Here is a 23,703-nt window from a genome sequence, read left to right on the forward strand (position 1 = left end):
GGTGGAGCCCCGCGCCGCGCCCCCGCTGCCGGACGTCGACGCCGGGCCGACCGACGCCCCTTACCCCTGCCCCTACCCGCCGGTGGCCGTGACGGTTCCGGACCCGGCGGTGCTCAACGCGGCAGCACCCAGCCCGGCACCCAGGTCCCGGCGGCGTCATGGCCCGCCGACGCGGCGGCCAGGTGGGCGCGGAGGGCGGCCAGCGCCGGGTGGGGATTGTCGCGGTGCCACAGGAGCGAGTGCGGGTAGACGGGCGTCGGGTCGGTCACCGGAATGCGGCGCAGGCCGTGGCCCGCGGGCCAGACGAGACGGGTCTGCCCGCCCATGAAGGTCGCCAGGGCCGGGGTGTCGGCGATGGTGTCGAGGAGCGCGTCGGAGCCGAAGTTGGGACCGGTCGCCTCGATGGTGAGACCGAACTCGGCCACGAGGTCGTCGTAGTAGGCGGCCCACTCGGTACCGGGGACGATGCCGGGCATCCAGATGCGGTGCCCCGTGAGCTGAGCGACAGTCACCGACCGGGCGTTCGCGAGGGCGTGAGCGGGGCCGGTGAGGAGTTCGAGCGGCTCGTCGAGCACCCGGACGGACTCGATGTCCTCGGGAAGGGGCCGGCCGGGCATGACGACGGCGCGGAAGGACGCGTCGACCGCACCCGACCGGATGGCGGCGACGGCCGTCTCGATGTCGAACAGCATCACCACGTCGAGGTCGACCTCGGGGTGCGCGCGGTGGAAGCCGCGCATCAGGCCCGACGCGGCACCGCGCGAGGCGATGATGTCGACGCGCAGCGGACGCACACCGGTGCGCACGGACGCGACCGCCCGCTCGGCGACGCGCAACAGCTCGCGCGCGTGGGGCAGGAACGCCTGCCCGTCGATGGTGAGCACGGCGCCGCGCGGGGTGCGGGTGAACAGCCTCACCCCGAGGTCGCGCTCCAGGGCGGCGATGCGCTTGGAGACGGCCTGCTGGGTGACCGCCAGCTCGGCGGCGGCCTCCTGGAACCGCCCCGCGTCGGCGGCGGCGACGAAGGTCCGGACGGCGTCGAGGTCCATGCCGACACCCTACGGCCACAACCGTTGGTTGTGACGGGACGGCTCCGCGGTTGTTTGATCCGCGCATATGGCGCTTGCTTTGATGCTGCCGGTCACGAATCGGTTGTGCGGGTGAGCGGCGAGGAGCATCGGGCATGAGGAGCGGGCACCGGCTGGGGCGACGGTTCGGGTGGCTCTGGGGCGCGTACGGGACCAGCGCCCTCGGCACGTGGCTCGCCTTCGGCGCGTTCCCGCTGATCGCCATCCAGGTGCTGCACGCCGGACCGGCCGAGGTCGCCGCGCTCGCCTCCGTGGGGGCCGCGGTGGGCGCGGCCGTGGCGGTGCCGCTCGGCCCGTGGGTGGAGTTCCGCCGCAAGCGCCCGGTGCTGATCGCGATGGACCTGGTGCGGTTCGCCGCGCTGCTGACGATCCCCGCCGCCTTCGCCCTCGGCGCGCTCACCTTCCTCCAGCTCCTGCTCGTCTCGGTCGTCGTCGCATCGTGCGACATCATCTTCCGCGCCGCCTCCGGTGCCTACCTCAAGACCCTGCTGCCCGGCGAGGACCTGCTCGTCGCCAACGCCCGGTTCGAGTCCACGGCCTGGACGACCACGATCATCGGACCGCCGCTCGGCGGCGCGGCGATCGGCCTGCTCGGGCCGGTGGCGACGGTGGTGGCGGACGCGGTCAGCTACCTGCTCTCGGCCCTGGGCATCCGCGCGACAGGCGGCCACGAGCCGCCACCCGAGCGCCGGCCGGCCCCGCGCATGCGGTTTCGGGACCTGCTCGACGGCTGGCGGTACATCCTCGCCGACACGACCCTGCGTCCGCTGTTCTTCAACACCGCCCTGTTCAACGGCCTGGTGATGGCAGCCCAGCCGCTGCTGGCCGTCCTGATGCTGCGTCAACTCGGCTTCACTCCATGGCAGTACGGACTCGCGTTCGCCGCACCCTCGATCGGCGGGCTGCTCGGTTCCCGGCTGGCCCGGCCACTCGTCACCCGGTTCGGGCAGCACCGGGTCCTCATCGCGACCGGGACGCTGCGCGCGATCTGGCCCGTCGGCCTGGCCTTCACCGGGCCCGGCGCCACGGGACTGCTGCTGGTGATGGGCGTCGAACTCGGGCTCATCCTCTGCTGCGGGGTCTTCAATCCCGTCTACGCCACCTACCGCCTCGAACGCACCGCGGCCGACCGCGTCACCCGCACACTCACCGCCTGGACCGTGACCACCAAAGCCTCGACCGCGATCCTGACAGCCGTCTGGGGCGTGCTGGGCAGCCTGCTCGGATCACGGACGGCCATCGGCCTGGCCGGCGTGCTCCTGCTGGCGACCCCGCTGCTGCTCCCCCGCCGCGCCGCGGCACCTCGCTCCGAGCCGGAACCGAAGCCGGAGGCTGCTCCGAGCCGCACCTGAGGGGCCGTTGGGGCCGTCACCGGAACCAGGCCGCGCGCGGACCACCTCGCGCATCAAAACGCGCCACATGTGCGTGCCGGTAGCGACGGGCCGGCTCCACGGCATTCCTCCACCGTCACCGACTTCGAGATGCTCGGTCACGGCCCTCGTACAGGGCACTGCACCGACCGGTCCGATTCGGGAGGCACTCTTGAAGAGGTTCTTCACACGCGTACGAATGGCCGAACCTCAGGTCTCCGACGCCGAACGGGAACTGTTCGGAGGCCCTCTGCGCTACGACATGGGCTGGTCCGAACACAAGCACGCGCGACTCGATCTGACCATGCTGTCCGCTCTCCGCTCCATGCCGCGACTGGTCCGGGCGACCCTGCGGATGGCCTGGCACGCCGACCGGCGCTCGTTGCTCACCGTCGCGGTCAGCGAGGTCGGGCAGGGCGTCACCGCGGCCGTCGGGCTGCTCGCGCTCAACGCCGTGATGCACGCGCTGCTCGGTTCGGGCACTCCGGTGGAGCGGTTGCACGCCCTGCTGCCCGGCCTGCTCGCCACCGCCGGGGCGGCCGTGGTCAACTCGGCGCTGGCCGGCTGGTCCACCTCGCGCGCGGGCCGACTGGAGCCACTGGTCGAGCGGATCGCCACCACCCAGTACCTGGCCGCCGCCGCGTCGGTGGAGCTGGAGGCCATCGAGGATCCCGAATTCCGCCGGCTGATCGACGTCGCCCAGCACGGCGCCGGATCCGCCCGCCGGATGATCGGCGCCTGCGTGGCCGCACTGAACGGGACGATCTCGCTGATCTCCACAGCCGGCGTGCTCACCCTCCTGCACCCGGCCCTGCTGCCGATGCTGATCCTGATCGCCGCACCACGCGGCTGGGGCGCGATGCGGGTGGCCCAGGAACGGTACGTATCGGTGCTGACCTGGGTCGAGCACGTCCGGGCCAGCCGCCTGGTCGGCAACCTGCTCACCGAACGCACCGCCGCCCAGGAAGTACGCATCCACGCCGTCGGACCGTTCCTGCTCAGCCGGTACGAGCGCATGGCGGAGAACGCCGAAGCCGAACAGGGGAGGCTCGCGTCCAGCAAGGCCGCCACCGAGGGGGTCGCCGCCGCCCTGTCCGGTCTGGCCATGGCCGCGACGTACGGGATCATGTTCTGGCTGATCCTGAGCGGGCACATGAGCCTGGCCGTCGCCGGCACCGCGGTCATCGCCGTCCGCACGGGTTCGGCGAGCCTGGGCGCGCTGGTGATGAACCTCAACCAGCTCCACGAGGAATCCCTCTACGTCCGCGACCACGCCCGGTTCCTGGACGAGGCGACGCGGCGGGCCATCCCCGGCGGGGGCGATTCCGTGCCCCGGCGCATACGGCAGGTCGCGCTCGACCGGGTCACCTACCGCTACGCGGACCGCGCTGCTCCCGCACTCGACGAGGTGTCGCTCACGCTGCCCATGGGCTCGGTCACCGCGGTGGTCGGTGAGAACGGCTCCGGCAAGAGCACGCTGATGAAGGTGCTCTCCGGCCTGCTGCTGCCGCAGAGCGGGACCGTGCGCTGGGGCGAGGCCGAGCTCGCCTCCCTGGACCGCACCCAGCTCTTCGACCGCGTCGCCCTGCTCACCCAGGACTTCCAGCGGTGGCCCGTGACGGCGGCACTGAACATCCGCATCGGCCGGCCCTCCCGAGAAGCCGGCCCCGAGGACCTGCAACCGTCGGTGGAGTACGCCGACGCCGAAGCCGTCATCACGAAACTCCCCCATGGCCTCGACAGTCTGCTGGCCCGCATGTTCCGCGGTGCCAGCGAACTCTCCGGCGGCGAGTGGCAGAAGATCGGCCTCGGCCGCACGCACTGGCGCAGCACCACGTCCACGGCGGACAGCGTCCTCATCGTGGACGAGCCCACCTCAGCCCTCGACCCGGAAGCCGAGATCGCCGCCTTCGACCGTATCCGCCGGCTCGCCGCGCCGAACCGGGCCGTCGTCCTGGTCACCCACCGCATGTCCGGGGTGCGGCACGCCGACCGCATCTACGTCCTGCGAGAAGGCAGGCTGACCGAACAGGGCAGCCACGACGAACTGATGACCGCCCGCGGCCGCTACGCCGCGATGTTCGACGCCCAGGCCGCCCAGTACGCCCCGGCGGCCCCGCAGGCCGGGACCGGCGGCACCCGCCTGCCGGTCCCGGGCTCGCGGACACCGCCTCGGGCGGTCCGGGATCAGTAGTGGGTCGCGGTGTCGGTGTCGGCGGCGGGCGCGGTGGCGGTGACGTCGCCTTCGTAGACCAGGGCGGTGCGATGGTTGTACTGGATGGTGTACATGGACTTGCCACCGATGACGACGGTGCCGCTGGACTTGAAGTAGTCGTCGGTGGGAGCGGCGGGCGCGGTGGCGACGTAGGCCTGGCCGGACGGGATGGAGTACATGCTCAACGGGGCCTGGGTGGAGGGTGACAGACCCGCGGGGTACTCGGCGGCGTCGGGGTAGCTGGAGCCGTAGACCTTGACGGGCGGGGTGGCGGGGGTCCGGCCGCTCGCGACGATGGTCACGCCGTCGGCGGGGATGGTGTTGACGCCGCTCGGGTTGTGGAACCAGGCCTTGGTGCCGCTGTACCAGATCGCGGTCCAGTCGTCGCTCTTGTCGGCGACGACGAACTGCTGGCCGGCCTGGGCCGTGCTGCCCCAGTCGTTGATGCGGTCGGTGCCGGCGGCGCCGGGGTGGATCGCCTGATCGCCGAAGAGCGGTGCCGTCTCACCGGGCGCGGTGCGCAGGTGGACGAAGTTGGACGGCTGCTCCACGTGCGTGCACGCGGTGGTGGCGCCGGTCGGGTCGTCGGCGGGGCAGATCTGGACGCTCTGCTGGTTGTCGGCGAATCCGGGGGCGATGGTCACCGCCGAGCCGACGTCGCCGACTCCGTGCTCGCCGGTGACCGGGGCGTCGAGCAGGGCCATGAAGTGCTCCCAGTCCCAGGACGGGCCCGGGTCCCAGTGCATGCCGGACACGGTCCCGGAGGTCGGGCCAACAACGTTGTCATGGCCGATGAGGTGCTGCCGGTCCAGCGGGATGCCGAACCGCTCCGCCAGGTACTTCACCAGGTCCGCGGTCGCCTCGTACTGCGCCTCGGTGTACCAGGTCGCGCCGTGCGCGGCGTATCCCTCGTGCTCGATACCGACGGAGTGCATGTTCGTGGAGTAGTTGCCCGCGTGGAAGGCGAGATCCTTCGTGGGCACCATCTGCGTCACCGCGCCGTCCGAGGACCGCATCACGTAGTGCGCGGCGCTGCCGCCGGGGGCCTGGAGGGTGGCGATGGCCGACGCGTAGGAGGACTCGGTGTCGTGGATGACGATCGAGTCGATCCTGATCCCGTTGGCCGGCCGGTTGGAGACCTGGCCGTTGGACGCCGCGGCCGGCACGAAGGTGCAGTCCACCGTCGTGGGGCACTCGGTCTCCGCCGTCGCCGCCGACGTCAGGCGCAGCCGGGACAACTGCCCCGTGTCCGGGCTCACCTGGGGATCGGCCGTCAGCCTCACCCGCTGACCGTCCGCCGTGGTGCGCCCGGCGCCCGTCTTCAGGGTGGCGAAGACACGGTCGGCGAACGCCTGCGCGCCCTGCCGCCGGGTCGACTGGCTGTAACGGGCCACGGCCGCGTACCAACGACCCGGATCGGCCGCGGACTTGTCCGCGCCGTCCTTCTGGTACGACGCCAGCAGCGCCGCCCCGCCACGGATGTTCGCCGCCGCGTCAGTGCGCAGCAGGTGCTCCGAGAGCCCGGTCAGTCGTGCCGCCGCCTGGAGCGTGTGCGACGCCGGATCGGCAGCCATCCGCGCCAGGTCCGCCCGGCCCGCCCGGCCCGCCCGGCCCGCCGCACCCGCGTCCCCGCCGGCCAGCATGGATGCCGTCACGTCCGTCAGATGCATCGGGCCGTACCCGCCACCGGCGCTGTGCTCGCCGGCGTGCGCGTCCCATGCCGACTCCTGATAGGCCACCGCCAGCAAGACCTGTTCCGGCACCTCGAACTCCGCCGCCGCAGCCGCGAAGTCACGCTGCCGCGCCGCCCCGGCCGGGGTCTTCTCCCCCGTCGCCTGTGCCGCCGTCGGCCCGGCGACGACCCCGGCCACCACCAGCACCGCCGCCGCCAGCACCCTGTGCCGACGCCGCGAGGCATCCCGTCGGCGTATTCCTGTCTCTGTCGTCATCAACGATCCCCGAATCTCCGCCGATGGGGCACGACGGCCCTCCAACAGCGCTGATCGACACGGCACAAGCCGTTCTGAAGGTGTGCGGATCCATCAGGCGAGATGCCCTTGCCGCCGTCGACGCCGAAGTGCAGCCGATGTCCGCCCGCACTCGGCCCGGGGCCGAGTTCTTTGCGAATCTAGCAGAACCACGTTGCTCGCGATCACTGGTGAGCCTGCCGTAACCCGCGCGCATACAGGGCTAGTTGGGCGTAGTGTCGACGGAAGTGGTATCGAGGTCCCTCGTCGCGTCCGGGAACGCCCCGCCGTCCACCACCGGTTCACTCCAACCGGAGGAGCAGGACGTAACGCCGCGTGCGTCACCCGCAGCGCCCGGGCCGACGGGACACGACCGCTCAGCCCGGCCAGGTCGGCCGGAACGGACCGACGGACTCACCGACTGGTCCACGGCGCGGTCGTCCACGCTGGGCAGGTCGGCTCCGCACACGGACAGCAGCATGCCCCCGGGTCAAGCGGACGCAAGCCACTTCGCGGCGTCCTCGGGATGCCGGAAGCGGAGGATCTCGAGCGGGGCGAAGCGGGGATCACGGGCACGGCGCTCGATGTCCCGGCGGCGGGTCGCGTGCTGCGACCAGGCCCACCAGACCGGGTGTTCCCGGCTCAGCCAGCCTCGCCAGGTCTCTCTGTTGCCTCCGAAGAGCGCTTCGCGTGTGACCGTGCGCCGCAAGGAGCGACGCAGGACTCGGGGCATGACGACGCGTTTGGGATAGTCCAGCCACAGCACGCTGTCGGCGCGCTCCCACAGGAGATCACGGACCTCCGGATAGCCGAGCGAATCGACGATCCAACGAGTCCCGGTGGTGAGCTGTGTCACGTCTTCGACGAACCTGTCGTTCACGGCCCAGTCCGGGCCGTTGAAATACAGCGCGTCCATCTCGTGGTACGCCAGGCCCCACCGGCCGCCCAGGGCACGCGCGAGCGTGGACTTCCCCGCACCGGTGACGCCCACGACCAAGATCCGTTCCACGCACGCCAGCCTATCCCCCACCCCACCTGCGCTTACCCCCACCTCGTCGGTGTGGGCCGGCTCCGACGCCGGGCTGACGCGCGTCGTCGCCCACAGAGAGGGGGCTCGGGGTCGGGCTACTCCCGCCAGAGCCAGGTGACCCGCTCGTACAGCGGCTCGAAACCGGCGCGCAGCATGTTGTGCAGGGATGTGTTGTGGTCGCCGGGCCGCTCCGCTCCGGTCTCGGCGACGAGCCATCGGCAGCCCGCGGCCTCGGCGGCCCGGATGCGGACGTTGAGCAGGGCCGACTGGGCGCCCCGGCCGCGCGCCTCCGGCAGCGTGGCTCCGCCGAACATGTCGGCACACTCCGCGTTCACGAACACGCTGCCGACGGCGACGATCCGATCGGCCTCGTAGACGGCGTACTGCTGCCAGCCCGGCCTGCCGACACACGCCGCGGCCATCTCGATCATGGCCGGGGCGCCGAACCCGAAGGCGGACATCATGACGGTGGCCCACTCGTGCGCCTGGTGGGGCTCGACCAGGCCGACACGCAGGCCGGGGTCGAGCGCCGTGGTGTCGTCGGCCGCGGACCGCGTGGACTTGATGTCGCACCCCAGCTTGGCGAACCGGCTGCCCTCGGTGAGGTGCAGCTTGCCGGCGATCGTCGCCCAGTCCGCCGGCAGCAGCGGCGGCGCGATCATGAACGCCCCCTGAGGCACACCCTGTTCGCGGTAGAAGTCGCAGACCCTCGACAGGACGTCCACGGTGATCGGCCCGCCCTCGCCGAAGCCTCCGGCCCGGTTGAAGAAGCGGCTCGCGTCCTCCCGGATCGCCAGCGCCAGCGCCGGGCCGACGTGCAGCGAGCCGACGCCCAGCGTCTCCCGTACCGGGGTCGGCGCGCCGGTCACGAAGTCGACGTAGGCCTTGATCTCGGTCTGCTCGGCGAGGCCGAGCGGCACGGTGGTCGTCATGCCCGGTTTCCCCTCTCTTGGTGGTGTCCGAGGCCCGGCGCGGCGGCGGTGAACCATCCGTCGTCCGGTGTGTTCATACCCGCAGGATGCGCTGAGGGCCGGAAAAGTTCGCTCGGTCGCCAGACGCGTTCTCAGCCGTGGCGTGGAGAGTGAAGGCGCGGCCTATCGACGCGGCCCCGGTCCGGCAGGAGCAGCCGTACGACACGGGGCGGGCAGGGGAACGGGTCCTCCGGCGGGCTTGTGCGGCGTGGCGGCCTCCGCTCGGACAGTGCCGAGGCGGGTCCGCCGCTCCGGGCGGGCACCATCGAGGACCTCCGCCGGGTCCGGTGGGCCCACCGGCCGATCCGGCAGATCTATCGCCGCGGCCCTCGCGCGTTCGGCCATCGAACCGCCGCCCTCGTGCTCGGCCTGGCGCGGCACACAACGCGCGCCGCCCTCCGCGGCCAGGGGCCGACCGCGTCCCGGTCCCTCATGTCACCGACGCCGCGCGGCACGGCGAGCGCAGCCTCCCGCACGCCGTCCTCGGCGTCCTCGGCGTCCTGACCGTGTCCCACCGCGCCCCCACCCAGGGTCCTTAGGCCATCCGCTCTCCTGTGGCGATACCTCCCCTGTGGGGGCCATCGCTCCGGCGACCTGCGTAAACGCGGCCGTGAGGGCGGTCGCTACGCCTGCCCGAGTGACATATGCGCCGACAGCTCGTGTTGCGCCGCTGACGGACTGTCGGTTGCCTGGTCGGTGGAGCAGAACAGGGGCGCCGCGCAGACAGGCCGGCCACTGCTCTGTTGGAGGATTCCCTTGCGAAACAACCACGTTGGCGTCGGTCTGGGCCTGGTCATCGGTGTCCTGGCCCTGCAGAGTCCGGCCGCTTCCGCCAGCGACGACTCAGATCTCAACATCCGCCCGGGGAACGGCTCCCCCGGCTCCACCGTCACCGTCACCACCACGGCCTGCGGCCCGGACGTCACCTACGGCAAGGGTGAGTCGGAGGCGGGAGGGCAGTTCCACATGTTCGAAGGTGACCGCGCGGGCGAGCTCACCGGCGAGTTCCAGATCCCGGGCGACGGAGGCCCCGAGACCGACACAGTCACGGTGAAGTGCCCGCCACGGACCAAGCTCACGGATACCTACCAGATCAACGGCCGGGAACCGAACGGCGCCGTCGAAGCCGGCTTCGGAGACGCCAGGGACACCGATACACAGATCGTCGTGGGCGGTGCGCTGATCGCCGCGGCCGCCGCCGGGGGTCTGGTCAGAATGCGCCGCCGCTCGTCCGGCAGCCGCACCTGACCGCCTGGCTCCCGCCACACCGCCCGGATCCCACCCCACCGGCCGGACACCGCACGCGCCCCGAGGACGGAATGAACCGCATCCGGCCGCAGGCAGGAGACTCGACCGCGACGAAACCCCGGCACAAGGCCGGCTCGCCCCGACCCATGTTCGTCCCCCCGGTCAAGTATCTGGCCCTGGCTCTGGTGACAGGCAGCGTGCTGGTGATCGGCGCGATGCTCGACAGACAGCCACCCCAGCCTTCGGCCGGCCAGGCGTTCTCCACCCCCTCAGCAGGCCTCACGCCCGGCCGTACCGCCCCGGCGACACGGCCCGCCGTCCACCCGCTGCCCCCGGCAGCGCCTGTGCGGCTGCGCATCCCCGCCATCAGCGTGAACGCCCCCGTGACCAAGCTGGACCTCGACCGGGCGGGGGCGCTGAAACCCCCGCCCGGCGACAACCCCAACCTCGCCGGCTGGTACGGCAAGGGCCCGGCACCCGGTTCGGCGGGCACCGCCGTGGTCGCGGGCCATGTGGACCTGCGCGCGGGCAGCCCCGGCGTCTTCTACGACCTCGGCGCCCTGGCCAAGAACGACATGATCGAGATCAGCCGGGTGGACGGCCGTACGGCCGTCTTCACCGTCGACGCCGTCGAGGTCTACGACAAGGCGAGATTCCCCAACGAGAAGGTCTACGGCGGCTCCGACGTGCCCCAGCTACGGCTGATCACCTGCGGCGGCTTCGTCAAGAACGCCGGCTACCAGAGCAACATCGTGGTCTACGCGACGCTCACCGCGGTGAAACAGCCGATCAGTCACGTCCTGACAGGGTGAACGACCCAGGACCAACGGCGGTCCGCGACGCGGTTCACCTCGTTCGGCACCGTCGTCCAGGGGCCCCTTCGCCCATCCGTGCGCCCTTCGGGGGCTATGGGCCGTCAAGAGCCCTCGGCGGCGAAGAAGTTGATGTCTGCCGCTCTCCTGCCGGTGAGACCACCGCTTCCTGACGCCGTGGGACACACCTCATGTCCGACTCGTCACCACCCGTCCGCGCGGGACAGCCGACCCGGCACGCGAGACCCTCTCGCGTTGATCGCAAACTCTCGTATAGTGGCGCCCTGTTGATCGAAATTCGTGGTCTTCCGCACGTAATTTCTCCCAGAACGGCACGAGGGCCGCAATACGACGTGGCCAGTCGAGGAACCGATTGATGACCGCGCCCGCCGCCCACGGCGACCGCCCCGCCCTCCGATCCCTGCTCCCCGTCCCCCTGGCCACCGCGGCCCTCTCGGCTCTGGCGGTCGGCTGGGCCGTCGCCGTGGCGCCGCCCTCCGTGCGCGGCCCCCTCGGCTGGTGCGCGGGCGTGGCCGCGCTGCTGCTGTGCGCGTCGGTGACGGTCGCCGCGTACGGACTGCGGGCCTCGGGGACCGACCGTGCCGCGCGACGCACCGCGGCGGCCGAGGCACAGCGCGCCGTCGAAGAGGGAGCGCGCTCGGCCGAGCGGTGGCGGCAGGAGAAACGGGACCTCGGTGACGCCGCCGAGGCCGAACGTGCCCGGCTCGTGCGGGCGGGCGAGACCGAGCGGGCACGGCTGGCCGAGGAGGTGCGGCGACTGTCCGCGCAGCTCGAACAGGCCGTCGGCGAGCGGGCCGCGGCGCTCTCCGCGACCGCGAACGCGGCGGCCCGTATGCAGGCCCTGGCCACCGGCACCCTCGCCGACCTGCGGGCGATGGAAGAACGCCACAGCGACGAGGACGTCCTGGCCGACCTGCTCCACCTGGACCACCGCACGGCACAGGCCGGTCGTCTCGCGGACTCGATCGCGGTCCTCACGGGCGCGCGCTCCGGGCGTCGGTGGGCGCGTCCCATCCGCATGGAGTCCATCCTGCGCGGCGCCATGGGCCGCATCGGCGGTTACCAGCGCATCCGGCTGCACTCCGTGAGCGACAGCGCTGTCGCGGGGCACGCGGCCGAGGGGGTCATGCACGCCCTGGCGGAACTCCTGGACAACGCGGCCAACTTCTCGCCGCCCAACGCCGAGGTCCATGTCTACGTCGAAGAGGTTCCCGCGGGTGTGATCGTCTCCGTGGAGGACAGCGGGCTCGTCATGGGCGATGTCCAGCTGCGCCGGGCGGAACAGGCCGTGTCCGGCGGTGGGACCGGGCTGGGCGGGCTCACGGGTACCCGGCTGGGACTCGCCGTGGTCGGCCGCCTGGCGCGCAAGTACGGGCTGAAGGTGTCCTTCCGGCCCTCCGCGCGCGGCGGAACCGGTGTGCTCGTACTCATCCCCCAGGACATCCTCACCACCGCCGCGGCGGAACGAGGTTCGGCCGCGGCGGCGCGGCCTGAGCCGGTCGCCCCGCCGGTCCCGCGACGTCCGGCCGACACCGTGTCCACCACGTCTGCCTCCACGTCTGACGGCGGCCGCGACGGTACGGATGACGAGGCGGCGGAAGAACCCTCCGACCTGCCCAGACGACGCCGGGGCCGTACGCTCGCCGCCGCGGAGCAGGCCCGCTCGGTGCCCCGGGACACCGATCCCCGCGCGGAGCCCGCCACCGGGGACATCCGCACCAGGGCCGACCGCTTCGGCGCCTTCCGTCAGGCCGTACGCACCCCTCCCGGAGAGACGTCAGGCCGCCACCCGCTGCCGCTGACGCCTCAGGACGGGCAGGCCGCACCGTCCGCGTCACCCGAGACGGCAACCGATATTTCGTCCCACTCCCCCACGCAAGCGGAAGGCGACACCACCTCATGACCGGCACGACCACCGCCGACGAGAAGCTCACCTGGCTCATCGAAGGGCTCCTGGAGCGCACCCCGGGCGCCCGCCACGCGCTGGTGCTCTCCCGCGACGGGCTGAAGCTCTGCCACACGAAGGAGCTGACGGTCGACCAGGCAGACCACCTGGCCGCCATCGCCTCCGGAATCCAGGCGCTGTCGCACGGCGCCTCGGTGGAGTTCGGCGACGGCAGCGGCGGCGTGCGCTCGTCGATGACCGAGTTCTACGGCGGAACCCTCTTCATCGTCGAGGCCGGAGAGGGCGCGCACCTCGCCGTGCTGACCACCGAGGACGCCGACGCCGGGCTGATCGGACACAACATGAGCGAGTTGGTGGAACAGCTCGGCGAGCACCTGACGGCCCCGCCACGCTCCGCATGAGCCGCCCCGGCAGGGACGACGCCCCCGACCGCCTGTACACCCTCACCGGTGGACGCAGCAGACCCGGACCGGACAACCCCTTCGATCTGGTCACGCTGGTGGTGGCCGAGTGCGAGCCGTCCGCCGGCATGCAGTCGGAGCACGCCGCGATCCTGCGGATGACGCAAGGCCCCACCGCCGTGGTGGAGGTCGCCGCGGAACTCGGCCTGCCGGTGAGCATCACCAAGATTCTGCTGTCCGACCTTCTCGCGACGGGCCGCGTCAGCGCGCGCCATCCCCGCGGATCGGCCCTCCCCGACCCCGACCTCCTGGAGCAGGTGCTCGTTGGACTCCGCAATATCTGACGTGCGCACCCCCCTGGGTGCCACCGCCGACAACGGTCTGAAGATCGTCATCGTGGGCGGCTTCGGCGTCGGCAAGACGACCATGGTCCGTTCGGTGAGCGAGATCCGTCCTCTCAACACCGAGGAGACGATGACCCGGGCCGGCGAGTCGGTGGACGACATCAGCGAGGTGCGCGGGAAGAGCGCCACCACCGTCGCCTTCGACTTCGGCCGCATCACGCTCGACGCGCGCAACGTGCTCTACCTGTTCGGCGCGCCGGGCCAGGAGCGTTTCTGGTTCCTGTGGGACCGGCTGTTCTCCGGCACCCTCGGCGCGGTCGTCCTCGTCGACACCCGCCGCATCGACGACTCCTGGTACGCGATCGACCGCCTCGAACAGCACGGGACGCCCTTCATCGTCGCCTGCAACGACTTCGGCGGTGTCGGCCACACCCACGCCGACGTACGGGCCGCCCTCGACCTCGATCCGCACGTACCGCTGGTCGACTGCGACGCTCGTTCGCGCGAGTCGAGCAAGCAGGTGCTGATCGCCCTGGTCCAGCACATCAAGAACCGTTACGCCGGGCACGAGGCCCGCGCTGTCGCCTCCCCACGGGAGTTCGCGTGACCACCGACGCCGTTCCGCTCAGCGGTCCCCGTTTCCAGACCGAACCCGCCCTGCTGTACAGGGAGATGCGGCGTGACCACGGCGCCGTCACACCGGTGCTGCTGGACGGTGGCGTACCGGCGTGGCTCGTCCTCGGCTACCGCGAACTGCACCAGGTGACCGGCGATCCGGTCCTCTTCAGCCGTGATTCCGAATTGTGGAACCAGTGGGACTCCATTCCCGGCGACTGGCCCCTGCTGCCCATGATCGGCCGCAGGCAGCCCTCCATCCTCTACACCGTCGGCGAGCGGCACCGTGAGCGCGCCGCCATGATCAGCAACGCGCTGGAAGGGGCCGATCCGTCCGAACTGCGCGCCCACGCCGAGCGGTTCGCCGACGAACTCATCGACTCCGTCTCCCCGCTGGGTCAGGCCGACCTCATCGGCCAGTACGCCATGCTGCTGCCGGTACGCGTCCTGGCACGGTTGTACGGCTTCGCCGACGAGGACGGCCCCGGTCTGGTCACCGCGCTCAACGACATGATCGACGGCCGCGAGCGTGCCCTCGCGGGCCAGTCCCATCTGGCCACCTCCATGGCGGAGTTGCTGGCCGGACGCCGGGCCGCGCCCGCTCATGACGTCGTCTCGCGCATGCTGGCCGACGACAGCGGGTTCACCGACGAGGAGATCGCCCAGGACCTCATGGTGATGATGGCCGCCGGGCACCAGCCCACCGCCGACTGGATCGGCAACTCCCTGCGCCTGATGCTCACCGACGACCGCTTCGCCGCGTCCCTGTTCGGCGGCCGCCACAGCGTCGCCGAGGCCATGAACGAGGTCCTCTGGGAGGACACGCCCACCCAGAACGTCGCCGGCCGCTGGGCCTCGCGCGACACCCATCTCGGCGGCCACCACATCCGGGCCGGGGACCTGCTGCTCCTGGGCCTGCAGGCCGCCAACTCGGACCCGCAGGTACGCACCGACGGCTCCGCTCTCACCGGCGGCAACAGCGCGCACTTCTCGTTCGGTCACGGCGAGCACCGCTGCCCCTTCCCGGCCCAGGAAGTCTCCGAGGTCATCGCCCGGACGGGCATCGAGGTGGTCCTCGACCGGCTGCCCGACATCGACCTGGCGGTTCCCGCCGGGTCCCTGACCCGTCGCCCGTCGCCCTGGCTGCGCGGGCTGACCGAGCTGCCCGTGCATTTCACACCCACCCCCGCCCTGGGAGGAAACCGAGCATGACGACCGGCACCGAAGCATCACGGATCGCACTCGACCCGTTCGTGACCGACCTGGACGGCGAGAGCGCGAAGCTGCGCGCCGCGGGCCCCCTGGTCGCGGTCGAACTGCCCGGCAACGTTCCCGTGTGGGCCGTCACCCACCACGCCGAGGCCAAGGCCCTGCTGACGGATCCGCGCCTGGTCAAGGACATCAACGTGTGGGGCGCCTGGCAGCGCGGCGAGATCCCGCAGGACTGGCCGCTGATCGGGCTGGCCAACCCGGGCCGTTCCATGCTGACCGTGGACGGCGCCGACCACCGCCGGATGCGCACACTCGTCGCCCAGGCCCTCACCCCCCGCCGGGTGGAGGCCATGCGCGCCCGGATCGCCGAACTGACCGACGAGCTGCTGGACCGGCTGCCCACGGACGCGGACGTCGTCGACCTGAAGGCGGCCTTCGCCTATCCGCTGCCGATGTACGTGGTGGCGGATCTCATGGGCATCGACGAGTCCCGGCTTCCCCGGCTGAAGGTCCTGTTCGAGAAGTTCTTCTCGACCCAGACCCCGCCCGCGGAGGTCATCGCCACCCTCGTCGAACTCGCCGGCATCATGGGCGAGACGGTCGCGGCGAAGCGCGCGGAACCCGGGGACGACCTGACGAGCGCGCTCGTCCTCGCCTCCGAGGACGGCGACCGGCTCACCGACGAGGAGATCGTCTCCACCCTGCAACTGATGGTCGCCGCCGGCCACGAGACCACCATCTCGCTCATCGTCAACGCGGTCGTCAACCTCTCCACCCACCCCGACCAGAAGGCCATGGTCCTGGCCGGCACGGTGGACTGGTCCGCGGTGGTCGAGGAGACGCTGCGCTGGTCGACGCCGACCTCGCACGTGCTGATCCGCTTCGCGACCGAGGACGTCCCCGTCGGCGACAAGGTCATCCCGGCGGGAGACGCTCTCATCGTGTCCTACGGCGCGCTGGGCCGCGACGAACAGGCACACGGCCCCTCGGCCGGAGACTTCGACGTCACCCGCGACACGCGCACCCGGCACATCTCCTTCGGCCACGGCCCCCACGTATGCCCGGGAGCGGCGCTCTCCCGCCTCGAAGCCGGTGTGGCACTGCCCGCCCTGTACGCCCGCTTCCCTGAGCTGGACCTCGCGGTACCCGCGTCGGCCCTGCGCAACAAGCCGGTCGTGACGCAGAACGACCTCTTCGAACTGCCGGTACGGCTAACCGTCTGACATCCTGGCACCCGCCCGGCCCGGGCTTCGGCGCGGTGACCCCACCGCACCGGAGCCCGGAACCGTTTTGGGCGCGCCTGGTCTCGTCGGCTGTGAGGCGGGGTGACCGACCGCCGACGGCGCCGATACGGTGACCGCTTGGATCGGGGCGAACGGCTGCTTCACGCCTCGTCGTTCGGCGTGGCGGCCGCGGCCGTACGACGAGCACCGCCCTGACTACGCGCGAGCCGCGGTGCGCTGGGCGCTCGGCCGACGCGTACCTGCCGAGGACCGGCGCGGCCGGCCGGTTCGGCACGCCGGCCGGAATCGGAGCAGGCGCGGGCCGGACCCGCACAGCCCGACGCCCTACCCGCGCGGCGATCAAGATCAGGCGAGGGCGGCCACGAGGTCGACGGCCAGCCGGTTGAAGGTCTCCCGGTCGTCTTCGCTGAATCCGTCCAGCGCCGCGGCGATGATCGACTCGACGCGCTCCGTCGCCTGACGCAGAACGACCTGGCCGGTCTCGGTCAGGTGGTTCTCGACGATCCGGCCGCGTCCGGTGCTGCGGACCACCAGCCCCCGCGACTCCAGTCGCTGCAGCAGTCCGCCCAGCGTCTGCGGAGTGTGGAACGAGGCCCTGGCCAGCTCTGATGCCGAGGCCCCCGGCATCCGCGCCGCCTCGCGCAGTACCGCCCACAGGCCGAGGTTGAGATCGATCGGCCGCAGGGCTTCGTCGGCCCGCAGCGCGAAGAGGTGCTGCGCTCGTCTCAAGGCCAGGCCGAATTCCACGAGGGAACCCAGACCGGCCGGGTCACTGACGTCTTTGTCCATGCTTGACACCATAGCAGGCACCTTCTACATTGAAGGTGCCTTCAATAAGGCGCCATCAATAGCGTTCTGCTCAGCCACCTCGGGAAGACCCCGCGACAGACGGGCAGCCCCGGGACGCCACGCGGTTCCCCGCCAGGGGAGAACGCCGCTCACCAGGCCTGCCGCTGAGCCGGCTCACCGCGCTGGCCGGACCTGTTTCCGACCGCTCGCCCCCCACAGTTGGAGTACCGATGTTTCGCCGCCGTTCGCTGATCTCCGCCGGTCTCACCGCCGCCGGCCTCGGTGTGAGTGCCCTGCTCATCCCGTCGGCCACCGCCGCACCGGCCACGGCCACCGCCTCCCCCGGCGCGCCCAAACCGACCGTCGTACTGGTCCACGGCGCCTGGGCCGACGCCTCCGGCTGGAACCGCGTGGTCACACGCCTCCAGCAGGACGGCTACCCGGTCGTGGCCCCCGCCGATCCGCTGCGCGGTCTCTCCGGAGATTCCGCCTACCTCGCCGCCCGCCTCAAGACCATCCGCGGCCCCATCGTCCTGGTCGGCCACTCCTACGGCGGTGCCGTCATCAGCAACGCGGCCACGGGCAATCCCCACGTCAAGGCCCTGGTCTACATCGCCGCGTTCGCCCCCGACAGCGGCGAGAGCGCCGCCGCCCTGAGCGCCAAGTTCCCGGGCACCCACCTCACGGACGATCCCACCGCCCCGGTACCGACCGCCCTCGACGCCGTCCCCTTCCCCCGAACCGACGGCGCGCCCGGCGTCGATCTCTCCATCAAGCCCGACAAGTTCCGCGACGTCTTCCTGAGCGACCGCCTCTCACCGACGCGCGCCGCCGCACTCGCCGCCACCCAGCGGCCGATCACCCCTCAGGCCCTGAGTGAGCCCTCCGGCACTCCCGCGTGGAAGACCATCCCGTCCTGGTACCTCGTCGCCGACGACGACCACGCCATCCCACCGGCGGCGCAGCGGTTCATGGCCGCACGCGCCCACGCCCACACCGTGCGCGTCGACGCCCCCCACGCCGCCCCTCTCACCGACCCCGGTGACGTGACCCACCTGATCGAAAACGCCGCCCGCACCTCCAGCCACTGACTTCCTCCCACTGACTCCTCCCGACGTACCGCTCCCCCCATCCGCGAATCCCCCGATTCCGACATCACCAGGAAATCTCATGCCGCACCTGCTCCACATCGACTCCAGCGCCCGTGGCGCCGACTCGCTGACCCGCCGGCTCTCCGCCCAGTACGTCGCCGCCTGGCGCGCCAAGAACCCGCGGGGCACCGTCACCCATCGCGACGTCACCCTCGACACCCCGAACCTGGTCACTCCGCAGTGGATCGCCGGAGTCTTCGGACCCGCTCAGGACCGCAGCGCGGAATCCCGGGCGGCCGTGGAAGCGTCCGAGGCCCTCATCCGCGAGGTGGAGTCCGCCGACGTGTTGGTGCTCGGCGTCCCCATGTACAACTTCAGCGTTCCCGCGGCCTTCAAGGCGTGGATCGACCAGGTGTGCATGGCCGGACGTACCTTCACCTACGACGAGAACGGCCCTCAGGGGCTGCTCTCCGGAAAGAAGGCCGTGGTCCTGCGCGCCTCCGGTAGCGACTTCGACAACCCCGCCTTCGCGCCGATGGACTTCCACGCCCCCTACCTCCACGGGGTGCTCGGTTTTATCGGCATCACCGACGTCGAGATCATCGCCGTCAACGGCCAGAGCGCCGAGCAGATCGAGGCCGCGATGAGCGACGCCTCCGCCGCCATCGCCGACTCCCTCGACCTACCCGCAGCGGCGTGAACCGGATGAACCCGGTGGCGGGTTAACCCGGCCGCGCGTTCGGTACGTCTCGATGTCGGGGCCGGTACGGGTACCTCCTGGACCGCTGCCGCGCCCGCGGTCAGCGCGTGGCTTCCTCCAGCAGTTCCAGGATGTGCCGGTACGGCCTGCCCGTGGCCCGGGTCATGCCCATCTCGCACGTGCGGTTGCACGAGGCGTACGCGTCGTGCTCACGCGCCGTCACCTCCGCGGCCTGCGCGGCGGTGGCACCGGCGGTGATCTCGGGATGGAGCAGCCCCCTGTCCCCGGCGAAGGCACAGCAGCTCCAGCTGTCGGGCACCATCACCTCGGTGGACACCGCGTCCGCGAGGGCCCGCAGCGCGCCGCCGATGTCCAGGTGCACGGTGGAACAGGTGGGATGCAGCGCCACGGAGTCCAGTCGCCGCGGCTTCGGCAACGCCGGGAGGAGATGGCCGACGGCGAATTCCACGCTGTCGACGACGCGCAGGCCCTCGTAGCGGGCACGTTCCTCCGGCGGCAACGCGCCGGTGAGCTGCTCCAGTCCGTGGGTGCAGGAGGAGGCGTCACAGACCACCGGCAGTCTGCCGTGGTCGGTCGCCCGCCACAGGACGTCCAGGGTGCGTTCGGCCATGGCCCGGTGGCCCTCGGTGAAGCCCTTGGACTGCCACGGAGTACCGCAGCACAGCCCGTCCAGTCCCTCGGGAACGGTGACCGGGACATCTGCCCGTTCACACAGGGCCAGGAACGCTGCGGCTGCTCCACGTGGACGGTCGCCTTCCGCTCGCTCGCCCTCGGCGGCGAACACGGTCCCGATGCAGGCCGCGAAGAACACCGCCCGCGCCTGCCGCGGAGCACGCGCGGCGGGACGCGGGGCGCCCGCGCGCGGTACGTCCTCGCTCCAGGCCGGTACCAGTTCGGACGCGCCGAGACGGCGCAGCGCCCCGGTGGCGGCGCGTGTCACCGGGGCGGGCATGGCGTGGGCGGCGGTGAGCCCGAACCGTACGCCCTTGACGGCGGTCCCCCAGTGGTCGGCGGTCGCCTTGCCGACCGACTGGGCCAGCGTGCCGTGCCGTTCGCCGCGCAGCCGCTTCATCACCGCGCCCGTGTCGATGACCACGGGGCAGGCGGTGACACACAGACTGTCGGCCGCGCAGCTGTCCACGGCCGCGTAGGCGTAGTCGGCCTCGAGTTCCTGGCGGCGCTGCTCGTCGCCGCTCGTGGCGGCCAGGGCGATCTCCCGCCGCAGGACGATGCGTTGGCGCGGTGTGGTGGTGGTGTCGGCGGTCGGGCAGACCGGCTCGCAGTAGCCGCACTCGACGCACCGGTCGAGTTCGGGGTCGACGGGGGGTACGGCCTTGAGGTGCCGCAGGTGAGCGGTCGGGTCGTCGTCCAGGACGACCCCGGGGTTGAGGACGTTCGACGGGTCGCAGAGCTGTTTGACCTCACGCATCACGGCGTACAGCTCGTCGCCGTACTGGCGCCGGACGTAGGGGGCCATGACGCGGCCGGTGCCGTGCTCGGCCTTGAGGGTGCCTCCCGCGTCGAGGACCAGGTCGACCATGTCGTCGGTGAAGCGGGCGTAGCGGTCGATCTCGGCGGCGGAGTCGAAGTCCTGGGTCAGCATGAAGTGCACGTTGCCGTCGCGGGCGTGGCCGAAGATGACCGTGTTCTCGTATCCGTGCCGGTCGAAGAGGCCGATGAGACCCTCGCAGGTCTCGGTGAGCCGCGGCATCGGTACCGCGACGTCCTCCAGGAGCGCCGTGGTTCCGGCCGGGCGTGCCGCGGCGACCGCGGTGTAGAGGCCCTTGCGCAGGTGCCACAGTCGCGCGCGGGCCTTCGGGTCACGGGTGAGCCGGCCGCCACCGGCCACCGGGATCCGGGACAAGGCCGGCCGCGCGGCTTCCACCACCGACTCCAGTTCCTCCGCCGAGTCCTCGGCGAATTCGACCAGGAGCGCGGCATGCCGCTCGACCCGCAGGCCGCGCAGTTCGTCGTCCGCGTCGGCGTCGAACTGTGCCACGCGCAGGGCGGCCGCGTCGAGCAGTTCGGCGGTGCGGGCACCGGCGGCGAGCAGTGCGGGCAGCGCGTCGGTGGCCTCGGCCAGGCTCGCCAGTACCAGCAGTCCGGTGGCGGCGTGCGGGAGGACCGGGACGGTGCGGAACACGGCCTCGGACACGAAGCCCAGCGTGCCTTCGCTGCCGATCATGAGATGGGCGAGCACGTCGACCGGACGGGTGTGGTCGAGGAAGGAGTTGAGCGCGTAGCCCATGGTGTTCTTCATCGAGAACTGGTGCTCGATGATGGCGCGGGACGACGCCGAGCCCCGGACCCGGTCGCGCAACCGGACCAACCCGGCGTGGAGTTCGGGCTCGCGGGCGAGCAGCAGGTCGTCGGCGTCCTGGGCCCCGGAGTCGACGACGGTGCCGGAGGGCAGGACGAACTCCATCGACTCCAGGGTGCGATAGGTGTTGTCCTGGGTGCCGCAGTTCATGCCGCTGGAGTTGTTGGCCACCACCCCGCCGATGGTGCAGGCGGACTCGCTCGCGGGGTCGGGGCCGAGCCGGCGGCCGTAGCGCGCGAGCCGGGCGTTCACCTGGCGCACGGTCGTCCCGGGCCGGACCCGGACGCGCAGGCCGTCGTCGAGTACCTCGGTGCCGCGCCAGTGGGTGCGCACGTCGACCAGTACGCCGTCGCCGCCCGCCTGCCCCGAGAGGCTGGTTCCGCCGGAGCGCAGGGTCAGTGGCAGCCCCGCGGTACGCGCGGCGGCCATCAGCGCCCCCACCTCGCCGGCGGACGCCGCGCGTACGACGGCCCGCGGGTCGAGGAGGTAGTGGGAGGCGTCGTGCGCCGCGGCGGCCCGCTGGGGCACACCGGTGCGCACCTCGGCCGGGTCACCGACACAGTCGCGCAGCAGCTCAGCCAGGTCGGTCGCGCGGTTGCCGTCGGCGGGCGGCGGAGGGATCACGGCTGAGGGGCTCATGGGTCCTTCGGAACTACTCGGGGCGGCCCGGGGACCACCGGCAGACGGGGGGGGAGAGACGAGGGTGCGGCACCGCGCGGGTCCGTGCGGGCGACGGCGTCGCGAGAGCGCTGCGTTTGGGAAGTCTGTGCGGGTGAGGGCGCCGCCTATACGGACTCCGTCCGGACGAGGGCGCCGCGTATCCGGAGTCCGTCCGGACGAGGGCGCCACGTATCCGGAGTCCGTCCGGGCGGCGCTGTCCGGCTCGCGGCCCGCCCGGACACGGGTCGGCCCGCCCGGACACGGGTCGGCCCGCCCGGACACGGGTCAGCCCGCCCGGACACGGGTCTAACCGACCACCCGCAGTGTGCGCGGCTGGGTCGCCGCCACGGGCAGCCGCAGTGGCCCGCGGCCCGGAGTGATGCTGCCGAGGACCGAGGCGTGACGGGCACCGGTGCACGAAGGCACCACACCCGGCAGTCCATGGACCGTCAGGAACCCCAGGACGGCGAAGGCCAGGGCCTCCTTGGCGGTGGACGGCACACCCAGGTCGTCACTGACCAAGAGTCGCACGCCGGGCAGTTCCTCGCCGATCATCGCGGTCATGACGGGATTGCGGACGCCGCCGCCGGACATGACGAGTTCGGTGACGCCGTGGGCACGGCAGGCGTCCGCGACGGTCACGGCGGTGAGCCGGGTGAGCGTCGCCAGGACGTCGTCGTGGTCCGGTACGGGCTCGGCCGCCAGGGCGTCCAGCAGGTACGGCAGGTGGAACAGCTCCTTGCCGGTGCTCTTGGGTGCCGCTCTGCGGTAGTACGGATCACTGAGCAGCCGGGCCAGCAGGCCGGAATGCACCCGGCCCGTGGCGGCGCCCCTGCCGTCCTCGTCGAAGTCCCGCGCCCCGCCGGTGAAATGCCGCACGGCGGCGTCCACCAACGCGTTGGCGGGACCGGTGTCGAAGGCGACCGGATCGGCGTCGGGCGCGACCACCGTCACATTGGCGATGCCGCCCAGGTTGAGCGCCGCGGGGACACCGTCCCGGCCGCGCAGCAGCAGGGCGTCGACCATGCTGACCAGGGGCGCGCCCTGGCCGCCGGCGGCGACGTCCCGGCTGCGCAGGTCGGAGACGACGGGCAGCCCGGTGGCCTCGGCGATCCAGGCCGGCCGGCCGATCTGGAGGGTTCCGCGCACCACGCCGTCCTCGACCCAGTGGTGCATGGTCTGGCCGTGCGACACCACCAGGTCGGCGCTGCCGGAGCAGAGCTCTTCCACGCCACGCGCCGCGGCGTCCGCGAAGGCCTGGCCGATGCCGGTGTCCAGGCGGCAGACATCTTCCATGGTGGTGGCCGCCGGAGGCAGCGCGGCGCCGATACGTTCCCGTACGTCGTCGCGGTACGGGAGGCTCAACGCGCCGAGGGGGCGCATCACCAGCGTGTCGCCGTCGAGGGTCAGGTCGGCCGCCGCGGCTTCGATGGCGTCGTAGGAGGTGCCGGACATCAGGCCGATCACGCGCACGATGCCTCCTCGTCGCCGTGGGGCGTGTGGCCCGCGGGAGACACGGTGGTGCCGCGCGGTGGTACAGGCACGCGAATCATGGATCCTCCAGGTCGTGTGGGAGCTGCGGTGGGGGGGGGGGGGGGGCGGGGGGGGGCAGCCGCGGGGCCCCCCCGGTCGCGTGGGGGTATTGCAATTCCACGTTAAACAGAACTAAAAAGCAAAC

19 protein-coding genes are annotated in these 23,703 nt (G+C 71.9%); 12 read left to right on the forward strand and 7 right to left on the reverse strand.

The annotated features are described in order from the left end of the window. Positions 1–113 precede the first annotated feature (113 nt). Positions 114–1,049 carry a LysR family transcriptional regulator gene (locus ACWCQK_RS38995; RefSeq protein WP_451163521.1) on the reverse strand — a complete coding sequence of 312 codons (936 nt, stop codon included), beginning with the start codon at positions 1,047–1,049 and terminating at the stop codon, positions 114–116. 134 nt (positions 1,050–1,183) lie between these two features. On the opposite strand from ACWCQK_RS38995, the gene ACWCQK_RS39000 reads away from it, so the two are divergent. Beyond that, positions 1,184–2,440, forward strand: coding sequence for an MFS transporter (locus ACWCQK_RS39000; RefSeq protein WP_451163523.1), 1,257 nt, complete (start codon positions 1,184–1,186; stop codon positions 2,438–2,440). Between the two features lie 217 nt (positions 2,441–2,657). Continuing rightward, a complete protein-coding gene (locus tag ACWCQK_RS39005; RefSeq protein WP_451163525.1) occupies positions 2,658–4,652 on the forward strand; it encodes an ABC transporter ATP-binding protein in 1,995 nt (664 codons plus the stop codon). On the opposite strand, the gene ACWCQK_RS39010 is transcribed toward ACWCQK_RS39005, so the two are convergent. The 3 genes from ACWCQK_RS39010 to ACWCQK_RS39020 all read right to left on the reverse strand — a co-directional run bounded on the left by ACWCQK_RS39010 (position 4,646) and on the right by ACWCQK_RS39020 (position 8,602). Beyond that, positions 4,646–6,622 carry an N-acetylmuramoyl-L-alanine amidase gene (locus ACWCQK_RS39010; protein ID WP_451163527.1) on the reverse strand — a complete coding sequence of 659 codons (1,977 nt, stop codon included), beginning with the start codon at positions 6,620–6,622 and terminating at the stop codon, positions 4,646–4,648. The genes ACWCQK_RS39005 and ACWCQK_RS39010 overlap by 7 nt on opposite strands. A gap of 508 nt (positions 6,623–7,130) precedes the next feature. Next, positions 7,131–7,649, reverse strand: coding sequence for an adenylate kinase (locus ACWCQK_RS39015; protein WP_451163528.1), 519 nt, complete (start codon positions 7,647–7,649; stop codon positions 7,131–7,133). Between the two features lie 116 nt (positions 7,650–7,765). Continuing rightward, the gene (locus tag ACWCQK_RS39020) at positions 7,766–8,602 is read right to left on the reverse strand and encodes a GNAT family N-acetyltransferase (protein ID WP_451163530.1); all 837 of its coding nucleotides are present in this window, start codon (positions 8,600–8,602) and stop codon (positions 7,766–7,768) included. A 795-nt stretch (positions 8,603–9,397) separates the two neighbouring features. Between ACWCQK_RS39020 and ACWCQK_RS39025 the strand changes: the two genes are divergently transcribed. From ACWCQK_RS39025 to ACWCQK_RS39060, 8 genes are all read left to right on the forward strand, one after another. Continuing rightward, a complete protein-coding gene (locus ACWCQK_RS39025; RefSeq protein WP_451163532.1) occupies positions 9,398–9,889 on the forward strand; it encodes a sortase in 492 nt (163 codons plus the stop codon). Between the two features lie 146 nt (positions 9,890–10,035). Next, positions 10,036–10,701, forward strand: coding sequence for a class F sortase (locus tag ACWCQK_RS39030; protein ID WP_451163534.1), 666 nt, complete (start codon positions 10,036–10,038; stop codon positions 10,699–10,701). Between the two features lie 376 nt (positions 10,702–11,077). Further along, the gene (locus ACWCQK_RS39035; protein WP_451163536.1) at positions 11,078–12,625 is read left to right on the forward strand and encodes an ATP-binding protein; all 1,548 of its coding nucleotides are present in this window, start codon (positions 11,078–11,080) and stop codon (positions 12,623–12,625) included. Beyond that, the gene (locus ACWCQK_RS39040) at positions 12,622–13,029 is read left to right on the forward strand and encodes a roadblock/LC7 domain-containing protein (RefSeq protein WP_451163538.1); all 408 of its coding nucleotides are present in this window, start codon (positions 12,622–12,624) and stop codon (positions 13,027–13,029) included. Before ACWCQK_RS39035 ends, ACWCQK_RS39040 begins: the two co-directional genes overlap by 4 nt. Beyond that, positions 13,026–13,373: a DUF742 domain-containing protein gene (locus ACWCQK_RS39045; RefSeq protein WP_451163540.1), complete on the forward strand. Its 348-nt coding sequence runs from the start codon at positions 13,026–13,028 to the stop codon at positions 13,371–13,373. Before ACWCQK_RS39040 ends, ACWCQK_RS39045 begins: the two co-directional genes overlap by 4 nt. A gap of 13 nt (positions 13,374–13,386) precedes the next feature. Further along, positions 13,387–13,980, forward strand: a complete 594-nt coding sequence (locus ACWCQK_RS39050) for a GTP-binding protein (RefSeq protein ID WP_451163556.1) — start codon at positions 13,387–13,389, stop codon at positions 13,978–13,980. Next, complete coding sequence (locus ACWCQK_RS39055; protein WP_451163542.1) at positions 13,977–15,200, forward strand: cytochrome P450; 1,224 nt, start codon at positions 13,977–13,979, stop codon at positions 15,198–15,200. The genes ACWCQK_RS39050 and ACWCQK_RS39055 overlap by 4 nt, the downstream gene beginning before the upstream one ends. Continuing rightward, positions 15,197–16,423, forward strand: coding sequence for a cytochrome P450 family protein (locus tag ACWCQK_RS39060; RefSeq protein WP_451163544.1), 1,227 nt, complete (start codon positions 15,197–15,199; stop codon positions 16,421–16,423). The genes ACWCQK_RS39055 and ACWCQK_RS39060 overlap by 4 nt, the downstream gene beginning before the upstream one ends. Positions 16,424–16,789: 366 nt before the next feature. Here ACWCQK_RS39060 and ACWCQK_RS39065 read toward each other — a convergent pair whose 3' ends face one another. Beyond that, entirely contained in the window at positions 16,790–17,233 is a 444-nt protein-coding gene (locus ACWCQK_RS39065; protein ID WP_451163546.1) for a MarR family winged helix-turn-helix transcriptional regulator, read from the reverse strand. A gap of 230 nt (positions 17,234–17,463) precedes the next feature. Here ACWCQK_RS39065 and ACWCQK_RS39070 point away from each other — a divergent pair, with 230 nt between their 5' ends. Together ACWCQK_RS39070 and ACWCQK_RS39075 are read left to right on the forward strand one after the other, a co-directional pair. Beyond that, positions 17,464–18,324 (forward strand): alpha/beta fold hydrolase, encoded by an 861-nt coding sequence (locus ACWCQK_RS39070; protein ID WP_451163548.1) that lies wholly within the window; start codon positions 17,464–17,466, stop codon positions 18,322–18,324. Between the two features lie 79 nt (positions 18,325–18,403). Then, positions 18,404–19,024, forward strand: coding sequence for an FMN-dependent NADH-azoreductase (locus ACWCQK_RS39075; RefSeq protein WP_451163550.1), 621 nt, complete (start codon positions 18,404–18,406; stop codon positions 19,022–19,024). Positions 19,025–19,124: 100 nt separating this feature from the next. Here the strand turns inward: ACWCQK_RS39075 and ACWCQK_RS39080 are convergent, their stop codons facing one another. Together ACWCQK_RS39080 and ACWCQK_RS39085 are read right to left on the reverse strand one after the other, a co-directional pair. Next, a complete protein-coding gene (locus ACWCQK_RS39080) occupies positions 19,125–22,004 on the reverse strand; it encodes an FAD-binding and (Fe-S)-binding domain-containing protein (protein WP_451163552.1) in 2,880 nt (959 codons plus the stop codon). Between the two features lie 327 nt (positions 22,005–22,331). After that, a complete protein-coding gene (locus ACWCQK_RS39085; RefSeq protein ID WP_451163554.1) occupies positions 22,332–23,498 on the reverse strand; it encodes an anhydro-N-acetylmuramic acid kinase in 1,167 nt (388 codons plus the stop codon). Positions 23,499–23,703: the final 205 nt, after the last annotated feature.

The organism is Streptomyces sp. NPDC002306 (genome assembly GCF_053593435.1).

Excerpts from the sequence above, each read along its gene's own strand:
- ACWCQK_RS39010 (WP_451163527.1), bottom strand. The coding sequence starts at position 6,622 with ATGACGACAGAGACAGGAATACGCCGACGGGATGCCTCGCGGCGTCGG.
- ACWCQK_RS39045 (WP_451163540.1), top strand. The coding sequence starts at position 13,026 with ATGAGCCGCCCCGGCAGGGACGACGCCCCCGACCGCCTGTACACCCTC.
- ACWCQK_RS39030 (WP_451163534.1), top strand. The coding sequence starts at position 10,036 with ATGTTCGTCCCCCCGGTCAAGTATCTGGCCCTGGCTCTGGTGACAGGC.
- ACWCQK_RS39070 (WP_451163548.1), top strand. The coding sequence starts at position 17,464 with ATGTTTCGCCGCCGTTCGCTGATCTCCGCCGGTCTCACCGCCGCCGGC.
- ACWCQK_RS39075 (WP_451163550.1), top strand. The coding sequence starts at position 18,404 with ATGCCGCACCTGCTCCACATCGACTCCAGCGCCCGTGGCGCCGACTCG.
- ACWCQK_RS39060 (WP_451163544.1), top strand. The coding sequence starts at position 15,197 with ATGACGACCGGCACCGAAGCATCACGGATCGCACTCGACCCGTTCGTG.
- ACWCQK_RS39080 (WP_451163552.1), bottom strand. The coding sequence starts at position 22,004 with ATGAGCCCCTCAGCCGTGATCCCTCCGCCGCCCGCCGACGGCAACCGC.
- ACWCQK_RS39005 (WP_451163525.1), top strand. The coding sequence starts at position 2,658 with ATGGCCGAACCTCAGGTCTCCGACGCCGAACGGGAACTGTTCGGAGGC.
- ACWCQK_RS39065 (WP_451163546.1), bottom strand. The coding sequence starts at position 17,233 with ATGGACAAAGACGTCAGTGACCCGGCCGGTCTGGGTTCCCTCGTGGAA.
- ACWCQK_RS39020 (WP_451163530.1), bottom strand. The coding sequence starts at position 8,602 with ATGACGACCACCGTGCCGCTCGGCCTCGCCGAGCAGACCGAGATCAAG.
- ACWCQK_RS39040 (WP_451163538.1), top strand. The coding sequence starts at position 12,622 with ATGACCGGCACGACCACCGCCGACGAGAAGCTCACCTGGCTCATCGAA.
- ACWCQK_RS38995 (WP_451163521.1), bottom strand. The coding sequence starts at position 1,049 with ATGGACCTCGACGCCGTCCGGACCTTCGTCGCCGCCGCCGACGCGGGG.
- ACWCQK_RS39035 (WP_451163536.1), top strand. The coding sequence starts at position 11,078 with ATGACCGCGCCCGCCGCCCACGGCGACCGCCCCGCCCTCCGATCCCTG.
- ACWCQK_RS39000 (WP_451163523.1), top strand. The coding sequence starts at position 1,184 with ATGAGGAGCGGGCACCGGCTGGGGCGACGGTTCGGGTGGCTCTGGGGC.